This is a genomic window from uncultured Gemella sp. (assembly GCF_963525165.1).
Taxonomy (GTDB): domain Bacteria; phylum Bacillota; class Bacilli; order Staphylococcales; family Gemellaceae; genus Gemella.
The window spans coordinates 25,911-41,150 of the sequence record NZ_CAURJN010000015.1 but is presented as its reverse complement, the minus strand read 5'-3'; the positions used below and the strand labels follow the sequence as shown (position 1 = coordinate 41,150).

General features: G+C 34.4%; 16 protein-coding genes. All 16 read right to left on the bottom strand.

Annotated features, from left to right (window positions below; all coding sequences use genetic code 11):
• On the bottom strand, nt 1-2,777 hold a 2,777-nt coding region (locus RWQ74_RS04520), incomplete at its 3' end, for a phage tail spike protein (protein WP_314397101.1).
• Nucleotides 2,777-3,502 (bottom strand): phage tail domain-containing protein, encoded by a 726-nt coding sequence (locus tag RWQ74_RS04515; protein WP_314397100.1) that lies wholly within the window; start codon nt 3,500-3,502, stop codon nt 2,777-2,779. The genes RWQ74_RS04515 and RWQ74_RS04520, both read right to left, overlap by 1 nt.
• On the bottom strand, nt 3,499-7,068 hold the full coding sequence (locus tag RWQ74_RS04510; RefSeq protein ID WP_314397099.1) for a tape measure protein: 3,570 nt from the start codon (nt 7,066-7,068) through the stop codon (nt 3,499-3,501). Before RWQ74_RS04510 ends, RWQ74_RS04515 begins: the two co-directional genes overlap by 4 nt.
• A gap of 23 nt (nt 7,069-7,091) precedes the next feature.
• On the bottom strand, nt 7,092-7,664 hold the full coding sequence (locus tag RWQ74_RS04505) for a Gp15 family bacteriophage protein (RefSeq protein ID WP_314397098.1): 573 nt from the start codon (nt 7,662-7,664) through the stop codon (nt 7,092-7,094).
• Complete coding sequence (locus RWQ74_RS04500; RefSeq protein ID WP_314397097.1) at nt 7,657-8,028, bottom strand: hypothetical protein; 372 nt, start codon at nt 8,026-8,028, stop codon at nt 7,657-7,659. The genes RWQ74_RS04505 and RWQ74_RS04500 overlap by 8 nt, the downstream gene beginning before the upstream one ends.
• Before the next feature lie 17 nt (nt 8,029-8,045).
• Nucleotides 8,046-8,501 carry a phage tail tube protein gene (locus RWQ74_RS04495; protein WP_271964633.1) on the bottom strand — a complete coding sequence of 152 codons (456 nt, stop codon included), beginning with the start codon at nt 8,499-8,501 and terminating at the stop codon, nt 8,046-8,048.
• Complete coding sequence (locus RWQ74_RS04490; protein WP_314397096.1) at nt 8,494-8,907, bottom strand: minor capsid protein; 414 nt, start codon at nt 8,905-8,907, stop codon at nt 8,494-8,496. Before RWQ74_RS04490 ends, RWQ74_RS04495 begins: the two co-directional genes overlap by 8 nt.
• Nucleotides 8,904-9,248 carry a minor capsid protein gene (locus RWQ74_RS04485; protein ID WP_314397095.1) on the bottom strand — a complete coding sequence of 115 codons (345 nt, stop codon included), beginning with the start codon at nt 9,246-9,248 and terminating at the stop codon, nt 8,904-8,906. The genes RWQ74_RS04490 and RWQ74_RS04485 overlap by 4 nt, the downstream gene beginning before the upstream one ends.
• On the bottom strand, nt 9,249-9,590 hold the full coding sequence (locus RWQ74_RS04480) for a putative minor capsid protein (RefSeq protein ID WP_314397094.1): 342 nt from the start codon (nt 9,588-9,590) through the stop codon (nt 9,249-9,251). It lies immediately after the preceding gene.
• On the bottom strand, nt 9,580-9,975 hold the full coding sequence (locus tag RWQ74_RS04475) for a hypothetical protein (protein WP_314397093.1): 396 nt from the start codon (nt 9,973-9,975) through the stop codon (nt 9,580-9,582). Before RWQ74_RS04475 ends, RWQ74_RS04480 begins: the two co-directional genes overlap by 11 nt.
• A gap of 26 nt (nt 9,976-10,001) precedes the next feature.
• Nucleotides 10,002-10,226: a hypothetical protein gene (locus RWQ74_RS04470; protein WP_314397092.1), complete on the bottom strand. Its 225-nt coding sequence runs from the start codon at nt 10,224-10,226 to the stop codon at nt 10,002-10,004.
• Between the two features lie 15 nt (nt 10,227-10,241).
• Nucleotides 10,242-11,129, bottom strand: a complete 888-nt coding sequence (locus RWQ74_RS04465; RefSeq protein WP_314397091.1) for a phage capsid protein — start codon at nt 11,127-11,129, stop codon at nt 10,242-10,244.
• A gap of 16 nt (nt 11,130-11,145) precedes the next feature.
• Entirely contained in the window at nt 11,146-11,715 is a 570-nt protein-coding gene (locus RWQ74_RS04460; protein ID WP_314397090.1) for a phage scaffolding protein, read from the bottom strand.
• Nucleotides 11,716-11,931: 216 nt separating this feature from the next.
• Complete coding sequence (locus RWQ74_RS04455; RefSeq protein WP_314397089.1) at nt 11,932-12,111, bottom strand: hypothetical protein; 180 nt, start codon at nt 12,109-12,111, stop codon at nt 11,932-11,934.
• Nucleotides 12,112-12,116: 5 nt separating this feature from the next.
• Nucleotides 12,117-13,754, bottom strand: coding sequence for a phage minor capsid protein (locus RWQ74_RS04450; RefSeq protein WP_314397088.1), 1,638 nt, complete (start codon nt 13,752-13,754; stop codon nt 12,117-12,119).
• Nucleotides 13,738-15,234, bottom strand: coding sequence for a phage portal protein (locus RWQ74_RS04445; RefSeq protein WP_314397087.1), 1,497 nt, complete (start codon nt 15,232-15,234; stop codon nt 13,738-13,740). Before RWQ74_RS04445 ends, RWQ74_RS04450 begins: the two co-directional genes overlap by 17 nt.
• Nucleotides 15,235-15,240: the final 6 nt, after the last annotated feature.

Below are 15,240 nucleotides of genomic sequence, written 5' to 3'. Positions count from 1 at the left end.
TCAACAACAGAAGTTGTTGCATAACCTTTGTCGTTAACCCACTTTTCGATATTTCTTCTTTCAGCAGTAAGTTGATTAGCTGTGTTATTTTGCACCCAAATTTGCATATTAGCAACCCTTACTCCGTCTTGATTCTTGTAGGTCTCTAACGCTGATAGTTGGTTGTTGATACTTCTAGCACTTTCAGTAAACTTATTAGAAAACTCTGTATTTTTTACAAAAGCATTGTTATCTTCAGGAGCTGGTGTCCAGTCAGTTGCAACGTTTCCTATTTCAAGTTTAGGTAAACGGATATATATTTTATCCCCATTATTAAAATTAGTAGTCGGGTGGTAAAATACAAATGCAAAATAATTAGTAAACTTATTGATGAATGCATGAGATATTCGTTTCCATTGCGTTGAAATATCTACACGTCTCAATCCGTTAGTTTCAAATCCAACAGTATTAAGTGACATATCCCTACTAGCTTTAACATCGATAGACCATGTTAACATCTCATTTTGGAATCGAGTTTTAACTAGATCTGTAAGAGCAAACCAAAAACCGGTGTTATCACTACCACCTTTTTTTGTCAAAATGATAGTATCTCCATCAACTGTTTCATCCCATTTATTGCTACCCCAATGTGGTTTACTTTGCAATTTCTCACTATCAGTTATATAGTTTCTACCCCCAACACTTGTTGGAATACTATTTCTAACATTACTGATTTCTCTTGAAATACTATTAGCTGTTTCTTGAACTTTATTTTCCACAACAGATGTAGTTGCATACCCCTTATCATCTACCCAACTTTCAATACTACGCCTTGCAGCAGTCAGTTGATTAGCTGTATTGTTTTGTGTCCAAATTTGCAAGTTAGCTGTTCTTACTCCATCTTGATTTTTATACGTTTCAAGTGCCTCTAGTTTCCTATTGATACCTTGTGCGTTATCATTGAACTTACTACTAAATTCTGTGTTTTTAACATAACCTTTAGCATCAACTATTCTATTGATTTCAGTTCGCTCTCTACTTAATTGATTAGCAGTATCACGTTGCACCCATTGCTTCAAGCTTTCAGTTCTACTACCATCTTGATTTTTGTATTCTTCAAGTGAACTAACTTTACTTGTTAAGCCATCTACACCTTTTTTGAATTCAGCTTTAACAGCACTCAAACCATCTTCATTTTTCTTTTTAACTGCTGTAAATTCTCTTGTTATGCTATCTTGCAATTCTGTAACTTTGCTAGTAGCACCGTTAACCAGTCCTCTAAGTTCTACAACTGTTTCATTATTTGAAATATCCTGCATGTTGTTAACTCGATCAGATAATGCTTGAATTTGTTTTGTTGCTTCTATTCTACTCTTACTTATTTCTAGATTAACTGCTTGAATTTGCTTTGTTGCTTCAACTCTATTCTTGCTTATCTCTAAGTTTGTAGCTTGGAATTGCCTATTGTAGTTTTCTACAGCGGTTGATACTTGCTCTCTAAACTGATTGATTTTTTCATCAAAGGCTTCACCCATTTTCCGGATTTTTTCTTCACTACTTAATAAGGCTTTTTCATATCCACCTTTTACCTTATCTTCAATAACTTTTGATTTTTCTTTAAAGAATCTGTCGAAAGCTGCTTCCTGTTCGGCAACTAAAGCATTTATTCTGGCAAGTACTGAATCGTTTTGAACTTGTAGTGATTCTAATTTAGCTGAAGTGCTATCAGTAAAGCTACTTCTACCATCTCCCACTTCTATCTCGTGATTTTCTTCAAGGATAACATCCCAAATTACCTTAACTACTTTCGCGTTCTCATTTAATATCCCTAACTCGTTGTAATAAACTTTTAATCTGTCGCATAAATCTATCTGTTCAAGTGCTGGGTTATCAAATACTCCCTCAACTTTTGATAAGTCTTGGTAGTTGATCTTTAAGTTAGTTTTTGGCACACCTACATTATTACTTTTAATGTAACTTTTCGCCTTACTTCTTAACTGCTCTACTGTTTTTAAGTTTTCATCATTTGAAAAATCAACTTTTAAAATTCTTCTATGTGTGAATTTATTTAAGTGAGTGCTGTCAAGGAGTATTTCTGGTAATGTTATTAATTGTTCCCTGTTGTTATCATCAGTATATTTTTTAAAAGGAAAAACTGAAGTATAAGTTTCAAGTATTGATTGTTCTTGTTCTAAGTCTAACAAGTTTTTACCATAAGCAATGATGGTTGGGTTATCAATTCCCATGCTTCTGTGAAGTGTAATATTTAAGTTATCGAACTCATATTCACCACCCCAAACATCAAGAATTGAACCTGCTTTACCTCCTAATGCGTCACGGGCGTTCTCAATGTTTTCAACTTTCCATGTAGTAGAATTTAATGTACTTATATCAGATTGAACGAAGAACTCCTCACGACTATCTAACAAGTTATCTCGCCACGCTCTTAAAGCACCTACTGCACTAACACTAGTTAATGTTATATCTGGTCTGATGGCGTTCATAGTAGTTTTAACTTGGGAAATATGTTGGCAGTAAATTTTAAATTCATTTTGTGTTTTTGTGATCTTTGATACTATGAACCTTTGATTTTTAGTTCTGTAACCTGCATCACTTTTGATATACATTCCCTCTTTAATTTTCTCTACGTCTTTTCCATTTATTGGATAATCAAATTCAAGAATGTATATCCCGTTTTTTTCTCTTGAAACGTGGCATTTAGAAGCATCAGATAAAACTGATACTCCCAAATGTTCAAAATTAGTTTCATTTGCTTTATACAGTATAGGATAAGCCATTAAACTAGCGCCTCCCATCTTGGGGTTATTTCAACAACAAATGAGTTGTTATCCCATGAGATTCTGTTATCTCCTATTTCAAGGTGTGGAAATGGATAAGTGAACACCTTATCGTACTGCGGTTCTTTGTTATCCCAATGAGCGGACTGCGTTTCACAGTCAATAACAATGTGTCCACTAACTCCTTTCAACCTAAATATTTGAGAATTAATATTCAAATTAATATCTCCTGTTCCCCTTAATTTAATAAGTGGGTTGGCTTTTCTACGTTCTGGGTTTCTTAATATTTGACCATTAGAAACTGTTATCTTATATAGTCCTGTTTTTAAATATTTAACAGGGTGTACTTTAAAATTTAGGATACATTTTTTCTTGCTTGTTAATGTTCCCTCAATTTTAAACGTTTCATAAAAGTACGCCTTATAAAGATATTCATTATCCCAACTCAAGCCAAAATCATACCATTTTGGCTTTATATTGATAAGATAATCATTTAATTTATTGATTATGTTTTGAATGTCAGCTTTTTCATCATAGATTTTAAACGGGAAAGTACGTTCAACTACTTTCAACCGTTTATTATCTTTGATTTTCGCACCATCAACACCGTCTATTTCAACTAAATCTACAGTTTGAGAAGAAGATTCCAGTTCTATTTCATCTACTAATCTTAATCCTAATTCTTTTGTGTTTAGTTGGTTGTAAAGGATATATTTAGTTATCATAATCTGTCTTTCTCCTCCTTAATTAAGAATTTTATTTGTTCGTATAGTTTACGAACATCTTTTTCAGAATTTGTACTTAAATTCTCTATGTGTAGCAACGCTCCAAAGTTGCTTGTTTTGTTGTTAGTAACGTTGTTACTACTTCCACCTGCTGTTGCAAATGATGGACCACCTTTGAAACTTAACATGTTCTCAGGCACAAAGTTAGGTTTAAACTTATTAATTGCACGTTGATAAATATCAAACGCTTTGTTTAATGCTGGCATATTTTTAACCATACCAGTAGCAACACCACCTGTTAAATGGTGACCTGTTCTTTTTTGTGTAAGTCTTGATGGTGAGTGAATTTGTGCCTTGGCTCTTAATGCTCTATCAACTTCATTAATAATCGCATTAGCTGCAGCAGTAACCGCACCTAAAGCTGAATACATACCTTGCGCAACTCCATTACTTACTTGTGCTCCCACATTATAAGCAACTGGCACTATACTTTGACCTACGCTTTGAACTGTGTTCTTGATACTTTCCATAGCTGAACGAACGTTACCCTCGTTACTTCTTAACCCATCAGCAATATTTCTTCCTGCTTCTTCACCTGCTCTACGTCCTTCTTGTGCCATTTGTGAGGCTGTTTGTTGGAGTGTAGATACAAATTGTTGGCATGTGCTTTGAATAGACCCTAAGGCACTACTCATAGCTGAAGAAATGGCACCAGCTAACCCGTTCATTGCTCCACTAATGCTTGCAACCATACCAGATACTGTTGCTCCAACTGATGAAATTGAAGTGCCAATTTGATTAATCTGACCTGCTACGCTAGTGGCTGTACTTCCTACTTGTGACAATGCACTAGTTAAGCCACTAACTACACCAGTTAATGCTCCAATTGAAGCTGAAGTTGTACCAAAACTTACTGCTAAGCTTGAAAGCACAATACCAAATGCGCTAATCGATACAGTAACAGAACTTACTGCTGTTCCTATGCTTGTTATTTGACTATTGAAAGCACTGATTGAACCACTGGCAGTCATAAGTCCAGCTAGTGAAGTTGTTATATTAGTACTGAATAATTGAACGGCTGTTGAAGTTGTAATCAAGATAGGTGGTAAGGCATTTAATGAAGTAGTTAAGCTTGTTATTAATGTTGGTAAGGCAGTAAATGCTCCTTGAACAGAAGTTGCTGCTTGACCTAACATTGATAATCCACTTGCCATTGTTTGCATACCAGCTCCAGCCGTTGTCATTTCTCCAGCGTGAGCCGTTATTGCACCTACTCCAGTTGCCGTTGCTGTTAATGTAGCAACTAAATCTCCTAAGCTTAAATCAACAAGAGTTTTAACACCCTCAGCAAATAATCTGAATCCGTTACCTGCTTTTTCTGCTGATTCTCCTATGCTTTTAATTACGTTTGCTACTCCATCAAGTACTGTTCTTATTGAGTTACCGATTGAATCAATAACTTCTTTAATTCCATCACACACAGTTTTAACTGCATTACCGAATTTCTCAAAGGCAGTTCCTACACCCTCTAATACTGATTTTATTGAATTACCTACTGATTCAATCACGGAACCTACACCCTCAAGAGCTGACTTAATAGCATTACCAACTGAATCAATAATGCTCGCCACTCCTTGCAAGGCTGATTGAATAGCAGTACCAACCGAAGTAATTACAGTACCAACTCCCTCAAGAGCCAGTCTTACTCCGTTACCAAAACCAGTAAAGGCTGAACCTAATCCCTCGAGTACCGACTTAATGGCAGTACCTACAGATTGAATTACAGATCCAATTCCCTCGAATACTGACTTAATAGCAAGTCCAACTGATTGAATAACACTACCTAACGAAACTAAAACGGCTGATAAGCCAGTTCCTAATGCAAGAATAACTTGTGACACGGCACTTCCTAAGGCTTGAAAGACCTTAGCAACTCCATCTCCTTGAGTTCCTAAAAGTGCAAGTCCAGCACACACCATAAGAATAGCTCCACCCAATGCAAGCCACGTTGGAGGTGGAACCATTGCAATGGCACTTCCTAAACCTTTAAAAGCAATAGCAAGTCCAGTTCCTATACCTTGTGCAGCAGTTGAAATTCCAGTACCTAAAGCAGTAAGAACGGACGGAACACCGCTCAATGCTGTTTTAATACCAGTACCAATTCCCTTGGCACTTGTTGCTATCCCTTTACCTGCTGATTCTAACAATTTGCCAAAACCACCAAATATTTGTGATAAAGTACTTTTAGAACTTCTAGCTTTCTTTGTTACTTCATCTAGTGATTCAGTAGCGTTTTTCTTGAATAATTTAAACGGGTTTAACCCCTTAATTAAATCAATTCCTTTAGTTGCCAACTTGATGGCTTTAAGAGAACCAACGATACCTAACAATGAATAAGCAATAGCACTAATCACACTAGGAGGAAGTGAAGCTATTAATTTAGCAAACCCACTAACTACTTTCGCTACTACGTTCACAATTAAACCTAAAGCATGTGCAAAGGTGCTAATTGCTCCACTATTTGCCAAAGCTGTAACAAGGTTAGTTACTGCCTTTTGAACATTGTTAAATGCACTAATAACGGCACTTACTGCTCCACTATCATTTAAACCTTTCCACAATTCCTTAGCTACTGTCACTACATTTCTAATAGAAGTTGTTATCCCGTTAACGATTCCTTCGATATTGATTCCATCTAGAAAACTTCCTAACTTCTCAGCAAAGTTTCCAAAATCAACTTTTTCTAGTGCTTCAACAACTCCAGTTATTGCTCGAATACCGAATTTATTAAACTTCTCAAAAGCTGGTTGAAGTTTAACTGCTAAACTTTCTTTCGCTCCATCAATAGCTTGATCTATCGTCTTAAATTCAGTTGCCATTTTACTGAAATCAGCATTATTACCAACCTTTTTAATAGCGTTGAAGAAATCTTCTGTTTTGATTTTACCGTCTTGAACACCTTTAACAAGTTCTTCAAGAGACATTCCCATTTCCTTGGCAATTGCCGCCATACCTGCTGGGGTTTGCTCCATCATCAATTTAAAGTCCTGCCATGCTACTTTTGGCTTCGCCGCCATCTGAGTAGCTTGGGTGCTTAAAGTCTTCATGGCTTGCTTAGGATTTTCTGCCGCTGCTGCTAACCCACCAAAACCAGTTACAAGTTTATCAGTTTCTTTTATCCCTACTGCTGCTAACTGCGAATAGGTTTGTGCCATATCTGACGCACTATAAATAGTTTTGGTGGCATAATCTTGCATAACGCCCTTAGCTTGTGCGATTTCTTCCTTAGACTTACCAATCATTGACATGTTGCCTTCAAAAGTTTTCCACGCTTTAGTTGAACTGTTTAATTCAGTTACCATCCCACGTATTCCGTTAGAAATACCACTAATACCTGCACTTATACCAGCACTTACTAGGTTTGCTCCTAACACACTTTTAAATACTGAACCTGCCTTAGTTCCAGCACTTTCAAGACCGTTTAAGGCACTTTTTAACCGTCCGATACCAGAGGTGGCGCCTTTCTCGTTCAAGTCAACATCTATTTTAACTTTACCTTCTGCCATATATTAACCTCCTTTCTTTTAAACTAATCATTGATAGGAAGTTCATATTGACGTTGTAGTTTTTTCATGTGTTCTTTATATTCAGAACTATCATGTTTTGATGGTTTGTAAGACCTAATCTTCACAACTTCCATAAATTTAGTATTATCTGGAAGTCCATTTAATAAGGCGTTAAACTTTCTCCAATGCAATTTACCTTGCATTTCTATTAAATCAATATTATACGCTTGTAAAAAAGAAGCAAAAATATAGTCTGAATCATATTTCAAACTATATAATTGCTCCTGTTCTTCTTCTATTTCCTTAACTGGCATAGGGTTTCCAGCTAAATCATATTCTACTGAATTAAATTCCTCATTCTTGATATGCTCTTTTATTACTTCGTCTAAAAATAAAACTACGTCCTCAATTGAGTATTTCTCAAATGATTCACCTGTTAACATTAATAAAGCAAAGTGTGGTTTCTGATAATCTTCAAGATCACTAGAATTAAGCATATCAAACAACCTAATTACATTATCAAAGCTAAGATTAAGCTTATAAACTTCACTACCAACGATTAATTCATCTTCTAATTTATAAGCTAAATTAAGCATGGTCGATATTTAGATACTTAATCAGCTTATCTGGAGAATAACTACTACCTAATTCTTGAGTTAACCCAAATAGCGTTTGAAATACTGCTAGTAATGTTGGCATACATGATTTGTTATAAAGATTATAAACTTTCTCAAAAGTTTCTTCATCGAATAATTCAACCCATAATTCTTTAGCTAAATCATAGATTAATTTAATATCTTCAGTTGTTCCTTTTAGTTCACCAAGCTTATCTTTAACCTTACCTGCTTTTTCTTCTACGTTTGCTAGTTTTAAAATATTTTCATCACTAGTTACAAACTTTAATTCAAATTCTCCAAAATCAACTGGAATTACATTTTCAAATTTCTTAATTACTACCATGCTTAAATCCTCCTAAATTATGCTACTGCTGTTTGTTTTGGCAATGTTGTCCATTTAATCGTACATTCAAAGTTTTCAAAGTCACTTGCGTCACCGTCTCCAGCTTTAATCTTAGATACGATTGCTACTGCTTCCCACGCTGTCTTACCATCTGAAGACACTACTTTGAACCATACTTTTCTATCATCTCCAACCTTATATCTAAGGTCAGCGATTAGTTTTTGTGCGTCATCTTCTACATCGAAGTTCCCCTCGAATGAGAACCCAGCTTTAACTGATTTTACAGTTTCCTCTGGTGTACCGTCCCCGTCATACCATGCTACGTCGTCAGTATCTTCATCTGTTTCATCGTTTACTGTTTTAATGTATTTAGCTAACAGTTTGTACTGTTCTTTTGTTGGTGCCGTTGTTGCACTTTCTTTATTGAAAGGTGCTACAAAATGTTTTCTTAATGCGTTCTTTTGTCTAGCCATTTAATATATCTCCTTCAATTTCAATTTTTGCTACTATACGTAACGTATAAATAAAATAATCTTGCTCATCACGTCCATTGACTGCAGGCTTTCCAACCTCTAGTCCTAAGAAGCGATAAGTATTGTTCGCACTAGGTAATTGCAAATTAAATTCAGATAGTGCGGTGTGGATAGTCCACAAGATCGAGTTAGCTTTTTGGTTGTCCATGCATTTTATGGCAATTTCAAAAGGTAAACTAATTTCTTGTGTTCCATCCATAAATAACCGCTCTACCTTACCACCAGCAATTAAATTAACTACTAAATCATCTGATTCAATAAAATAATCTAATCTTGCTTCAAGTGGCAAATTTAAAGAATTAATATAATCACAAAGCACGTCTTGAAAATCAATGTTATTAATCATCTTATACCTAATCCTTTCTTAGCTACTTCTTCCCAATTCTTCATGTTGTTGTTTGAAGCTTTTTCGGTCCATTTACTACCAGTTCCAGGAGTTGTATATTTTCTAAATGTGACAATTCCATTTGTTCCAAAAAATTGTGCTCTAGCATATACTGTTCCCCAAACAGCGCTACCGTTATCTTCATGTCCAGTTCCTCTTAAAATATCTTTACCATCACTTGGCACATAGTTTTCACTGTCAATCACCACTTGATTAGCAACCATTGTTCTGGCATTTTTAATGTTTCCTGGTCCGAATTTCTTCTCCATAGGTGATAAATCATAAGATACTTTTAGCGACATCTAAATCACCGTTAACTCGTAAGAAAATACTTTATTTCCTAAATAATTAGTTTCAAAACTAATTACCTTGTAATCTCCATGCTTATCTTTAATGTTAGCTTGTAACCAGCTATCATCAACAACAACAACATTATTAAATTTTGGATAAATAAATAAGGTTCCCGATTTGTTCCTTGTGATATTTGTTAAGTTTTGTGTGTTTGTAGTCTTATCTAAAGAACTTCTATCAAACCGAACGAATTTTATTTCAAACGGTTCTTTATAAGTGATCTTCCCCCATTTATCTTTTTGTCCTACCAAACTTACAGTTACAGTATCAGTCAAAAGGCGCTTATCTATCATAACAAACACCTTTATATCCGAACCCCACGCTTTTCAGTAAGTTCATAGTGTCTAATGCTAAATTATACTTACTAGCTTCAATTTTAGCTGGACTACTTCCATTACTGCCATAATTAACAGTAGTTCTTCCAATACTCAAACTACCTAATGAATGCTTATCTTCAGCAGTAAGTATTCCAGTTTCATTTAAGTAGCGTATTTGATTAGCAATAGCAAGCTTCACAGCTTTCTTACGTGGTGGAAAATCATCTTCTAAATTATTATTTTGATAAAAGTAATTTGTATATAAATCTACAGCCATTTCTGCCTTTACTTTTAATTCTGAAAATTCTTCAATCTCTGCAAAACCTAATTCTTTATATTCTTCTAAAGTTAAATAACTCATTTTTAACCTCCTAAAAAGAGGCTGAATTATTCAACCTCTTTAGCTTTTTTTTCTTCTACAACTGGTGCTTCTTCCTTAACTTCCTCTTTTACTTCTTCTTTTACTTCTTCTAGGTTAGTTAAGGCTTCCTTACCTAACGAACGGATAATTTCTTCTGCACGTTTTTCTGTGATATCCAGTTCTGTACCTTTAGATACTTGCTCATAAGTGTCTTTATCTGTAAAATCTCTGTTTACTAAATATTTAACCATCTTTATTTCCTCCTATTATGCTAACGGTGTAGCGCTTGTAACTTTAATGATTGCTTTCTTGTTATCGTCAAGAACGAATGTACCACCTTTAGCAGCAGCTTGAAGTTTTACACCGTCAAAGTCTTCAGCTTCTACTGTTCTAGCAGTTTCAATTCCAATGAATGGAATTACAATCCCATCTGGTGAGAAGATTGCAACAACATTATTTTCAAAATATTGTTCAGGTACTACAATTAATTCAATGTTTTTATATTTTACTAATCCATTAGTATCAATATTTATATTTGAACCTTTTGATTTGTTAGTTGAAGCCATATCAATAATGGCGTTATAAACTTGAGCTCTGATATAACATTTGATTGGTGCGTTAATTTCAGTATTAGTCACGTAAACATTAACTTGGTTGAATAACTTCTGAATATTAGTTTCATCAAGTTTAGCAAGCTCTTTTGTTTCTCCAGCATTTGCTGATAAGAATTTTCCGATTCTCTTGTTTACTTCTCTAGTTTGTGCTTCAGAATGTAATCTTAAACGGTCTGCTACTGCTGCGTTTAAGTCATTATTTACTGTGTAACGGTCGATTCCCTCATGAATTGCTAGTGTATAATCGTAACCTACTTCTGTATCTTGGTAGATTACTTCTTTTAACTCTCCAAAACGGCTTCCTGTTCCTGTACCTGCTCCGAATACTTTTGTTGAATCTGGGTTGTAAGTTCCAACTACTACTGGTGTAGCGTTAGTTTTAACTAAGAAAGCCTTAGAATTAAATTGTACTCCGTCTAGTGTTTGAATTGGAGCTAATACTCCTGCGAATGCTTTTTGAACGTTGAAAATCGTTGATAGCATTTGTCTATATTGTGGTGCGTACTGACGTACTGGTAAATTGTTATTGTTTGTTGTCATTTTTAAAATTCCTTTCTTATTGTGTATATTGGTCTAAAATTGCTTGGAACGGGTCAACACCTGCTGTTCCGTTTCCGTTAGGGTTGCCACCAACTGTAATCTGAGGTGTAGTTGGTTGTTGTTCTTGTTCAAATAAGAAAGGCTTACTTTCTTTTAACGAATTAACCACCTCATCAAGTTTAGGCTTCCCATCATCTCCTAACTCAACCTTATCTACATCGATAAGTTTCATTAGAACGTCGCTATCATGTGCCTTAACATCTTTTAATGCTAATGCGATAGCATTTGTTTTATTGATTTGTGCCAACTTGTTATCACTATCTACCTTGAATTGGTTGTATTCTTCCTGTAATTTCTCTAACGCCTGTTTAACATCTGAATTAGCTTCATTACTTTTAGTTAAATCTTCAAGTTTAGTTTTTTGTGATTCTAGTTGTGCTTTTAATGTGTCATTCTCAGCAGTTAGTTCTAACTTCACTTGTTGCTTCGCTTTCTCCAACCCTGCACCGTACGCTTGCATGATTTTATCGATTGCGTCCTTATCTGTTACTCCTGCTTCGATTAACATATCTCGTTTTAAGCTCATAATTTAAGCTCCTTTCGTTTTACGTCCTGTAGACTAAATTTTTAGCACTATTACACCGTGCAAGGCATAAAAAATAAGCCTTTTAACGTCATGCTCAGGACGAAAATGGAAAAATCAACCAAATTTTCCATTTTGAATTGTATTTTTATATTGAAAATGGAAATTAAACGGTTTAATTCCATTTTGGGTATAATAAAAACACCTAGTAAAAATTTACTAAGTGCTTAAAATTTCATTTATTTTTTCTTCAGTCAAGTCTTTCCATCTTAAATTATTCTTTTTTATATATTCACTTAATTTTCCCATGTCAAGATCAGGATAAAGATTTTCAGATGCTGTATATCTACTATCTGTTGCATGTTCATCGAACTTATATAGTAATTTGTCTTCAATCATAAAAGTTACTCCTTATAATATTTTTTAATTAAATAATTGAAGGCTTCATCTTCTATTATCATACGGTCTCCAAAAAGAACAGTAGCTCCTAATGTTTTTGCATAATGGTCCTTCAATTTAGTTTTACTATCGAAATACACAGCATCGAAATTATTATCTTTAGCTTCTTTACAAGCATGTGCAAATAAATGTGCACCAACACCAGCGTATTCACCATCTTTTCCATAATTGTGTGGTGCTGTTTCCACTAATTTTACATACACTGCATTTGAACTGCTATCTAATCTTGTCGCTATTAAACCTTGAATTACTTTATCATTTTCAAGATATAGAGCTGAAATATTCGAATCTGTTTCCTTTGTCCAGTCGAATTTCCATCCTTGTAAATCTTTAGATTTCGGTTTATAAGGTTTAATTTCAGTATTTATTTCTTTGCCAGTTTTCTTATCTTCAAGACAATTTGTAAACTTGTCTATTTTTATATCTACACCTTTATTATACACCTTTTCATCCCCTTTAGTAAGCACTTTTTGAGGATATTTTCCAATTACAGTTGGATTTTTTTCTATAAGACTTTTTCTTCCAGTTTTGAATGTTTTTTCTTTAAGTTTAAGCTTAGCTTGTAGTTCTTTATCTCCTAATTCTTTAGCTAGTATTTGCTTATCCTTGTTAATTCTAACCTCACGATCAAAAGCTTTCAACCTTGCTTTATCTAAAGCGTTTTGTTTTGCTTGTTCCTCGGTTAGATTCTCCAAATATTCTGGTAATTCTGGCTTGTAATTAACACCAACTACAAAAGGTGTCAGATAGTGTCCGCAATTTATTCCTAAACAACCTCCTGGGCTTCCATATCCATAATCTGGTAAACTTAACACCCGTTCACCGTTAATTGTCCTTGCAACTCCTTTAGTTACTATCTGATGTTGAAGCGGTGCACACAATTCTCTAGCACTTGACTTAGCGCTATAATAATAAGTGTCAACACCTAATTCATCAGCTGACCTTTCACGCATTTCTCTATATACTCTGAAAGTAGTAGTTCGTATTACTGTTTGTGCGTAACGCTCTACAGTCCACGTCTTACCGCCTCTATCTTTAAAAGCGGTAAATCCTCTTTCATACATCTTTAAAACAGCTTCTGACAATGCTTTTTTATCTGACTTAGTACCAGATACAACACTTGCCACTGCACTTTCTAAAGTCTGTTTATAGTTCTTCTGAATTGCCTTAGGTAATGTAGTATTGATTAAATTGTTAACCTCAAACATTGTTTGCTTAGCTAATGAATTTAAGCTATCCTGAACTAAATAATTAGGTTGTGCGTTAGTCTTTAAAGCCTGCGCCAATTGTTGATGGCTATCTTGATATATTTTGTAACCCTCATTAGCAATTACATCACGAAAAACATCTTCAGCAACTCCACTATATTTAGAGATTAACTTAACATTTTCTTCTGTGATTAAATGCATGTCGTTTAACTTCTCTAACTGCCAAACATAAGGATTTTCAATCAAATCAGCCGTTCCACGTTGCTTTAATCTTCTGACTATGTTTTTCATCATTTCCATTGACAGCTCATGATATAAGTTTTCAACTTCTTTTGATTTTATCCAATAGTTACCATCATTATTCTTTATCTCCATAGATTACACCGTCCACTTCATCAAGGTTAGGTTGTACTTCTTCGTTAATCTCATTTAACATCTTACTTGCTTCTTCATCAGTCACGCCCAATACTTTAGAGATAGCATACTGCTTACTAACAATTCCACTTGCTAAGGCTTTGACCCAATAATCAAGCTCTGCATTTCTATCTGTAAATACTCCATCATCTAGATTAACTGAAATATCTTCTAGCTTAGGTATTTCACCGTTGTAAATTCCGTGTGCCTTGCCTAATTCACAAATAGATACTACAAGCTCTTTAATTGAATGTTCTACTAACGATACAATGCTATTTCTTAACTGAAATGTATCTGAGTTTTCGCTGACAACTTCTGTTGCTGTCTTCATCGTTTTTCCGTCAAAACTAAACATTCCACCACTAACTCCTACTTGCATTTCAAACATTGCTAATCCTTTGTTAATAGCTTTAATGTAATCATCAGCTCTAATAGGTGTAGTTAAATCAACGATTTTATTATCATCAAGTCCACCACCTATTTGAACGAATACATTTTGATCTGTTTCAAATCTTCGTTTAGTCACGAACTTATTATCTTTACCAGCTTGGAAAGTCATATTTGTTAAACCATCTGGAACGGCAACTCTACGCTGTCCCATCTTAATTTCCCACATAAACTCATCATAAGTCCTGTTAATAAAATCAATTGTTGTTTTCGCATTATCGAATATTGATAATCCCAATGGACTATTAATATCTTTATTGTTCATTCCAGGAGTTTTTAAATAAGTGAATAACGGTCTACTTAGTCCTTTAATAACTATACTTTCTTCTAAATCTTCATATAGTTCACTCAATAACACTTGACTACCAATTGTGCTTGAATTGTTTGACTTGTAAAGCTCATTTGTAATTGTTAAATCTTCTTCGTTCCACTCGTGGAACTCAACTAATGTGTAATAAATATTTGTCTTACCTTGACTTTTAACAGTCTTAGCTATGATTGCTGCACTGCTTACATCTTGCATGTTGCTTTGTAATGGTAAAAATACTGGCGCCTGAACAAATGCTACCTTAATTGTTTTACCATCAAAATATGGTCTCATCGCCATCCCACCTAATGCTAAACAGCTTTCAAGATATCGTTCAAAGTTTTTATTAAATCTATCATTTAACAAAATATCATTAACAAACTCATTAATTGTTTCATTATCAACTGTTATTTCAGCTTGTTCATTGTAAACTAACCCTGCTATCTTCTTACATGCTGTTCTTGCTAATGGTAAATGATTAAATTTCCTTGTTCGTTGCTCCCCGTCCGTATTCAGATAGGTTACATCGTTAAACTTACTTTGAAAGTATCTCAAATTGTTCTGAATCCTGTTGTATTCTTCGGAAGACACAACAATTTTCGGATGGTCTAATATACTATTTAAACTACCTTGCATTGTATATTTGCTCCTTTTAAAAAAATCTTTAATAATTTGTATAATTTTCATCGTTAT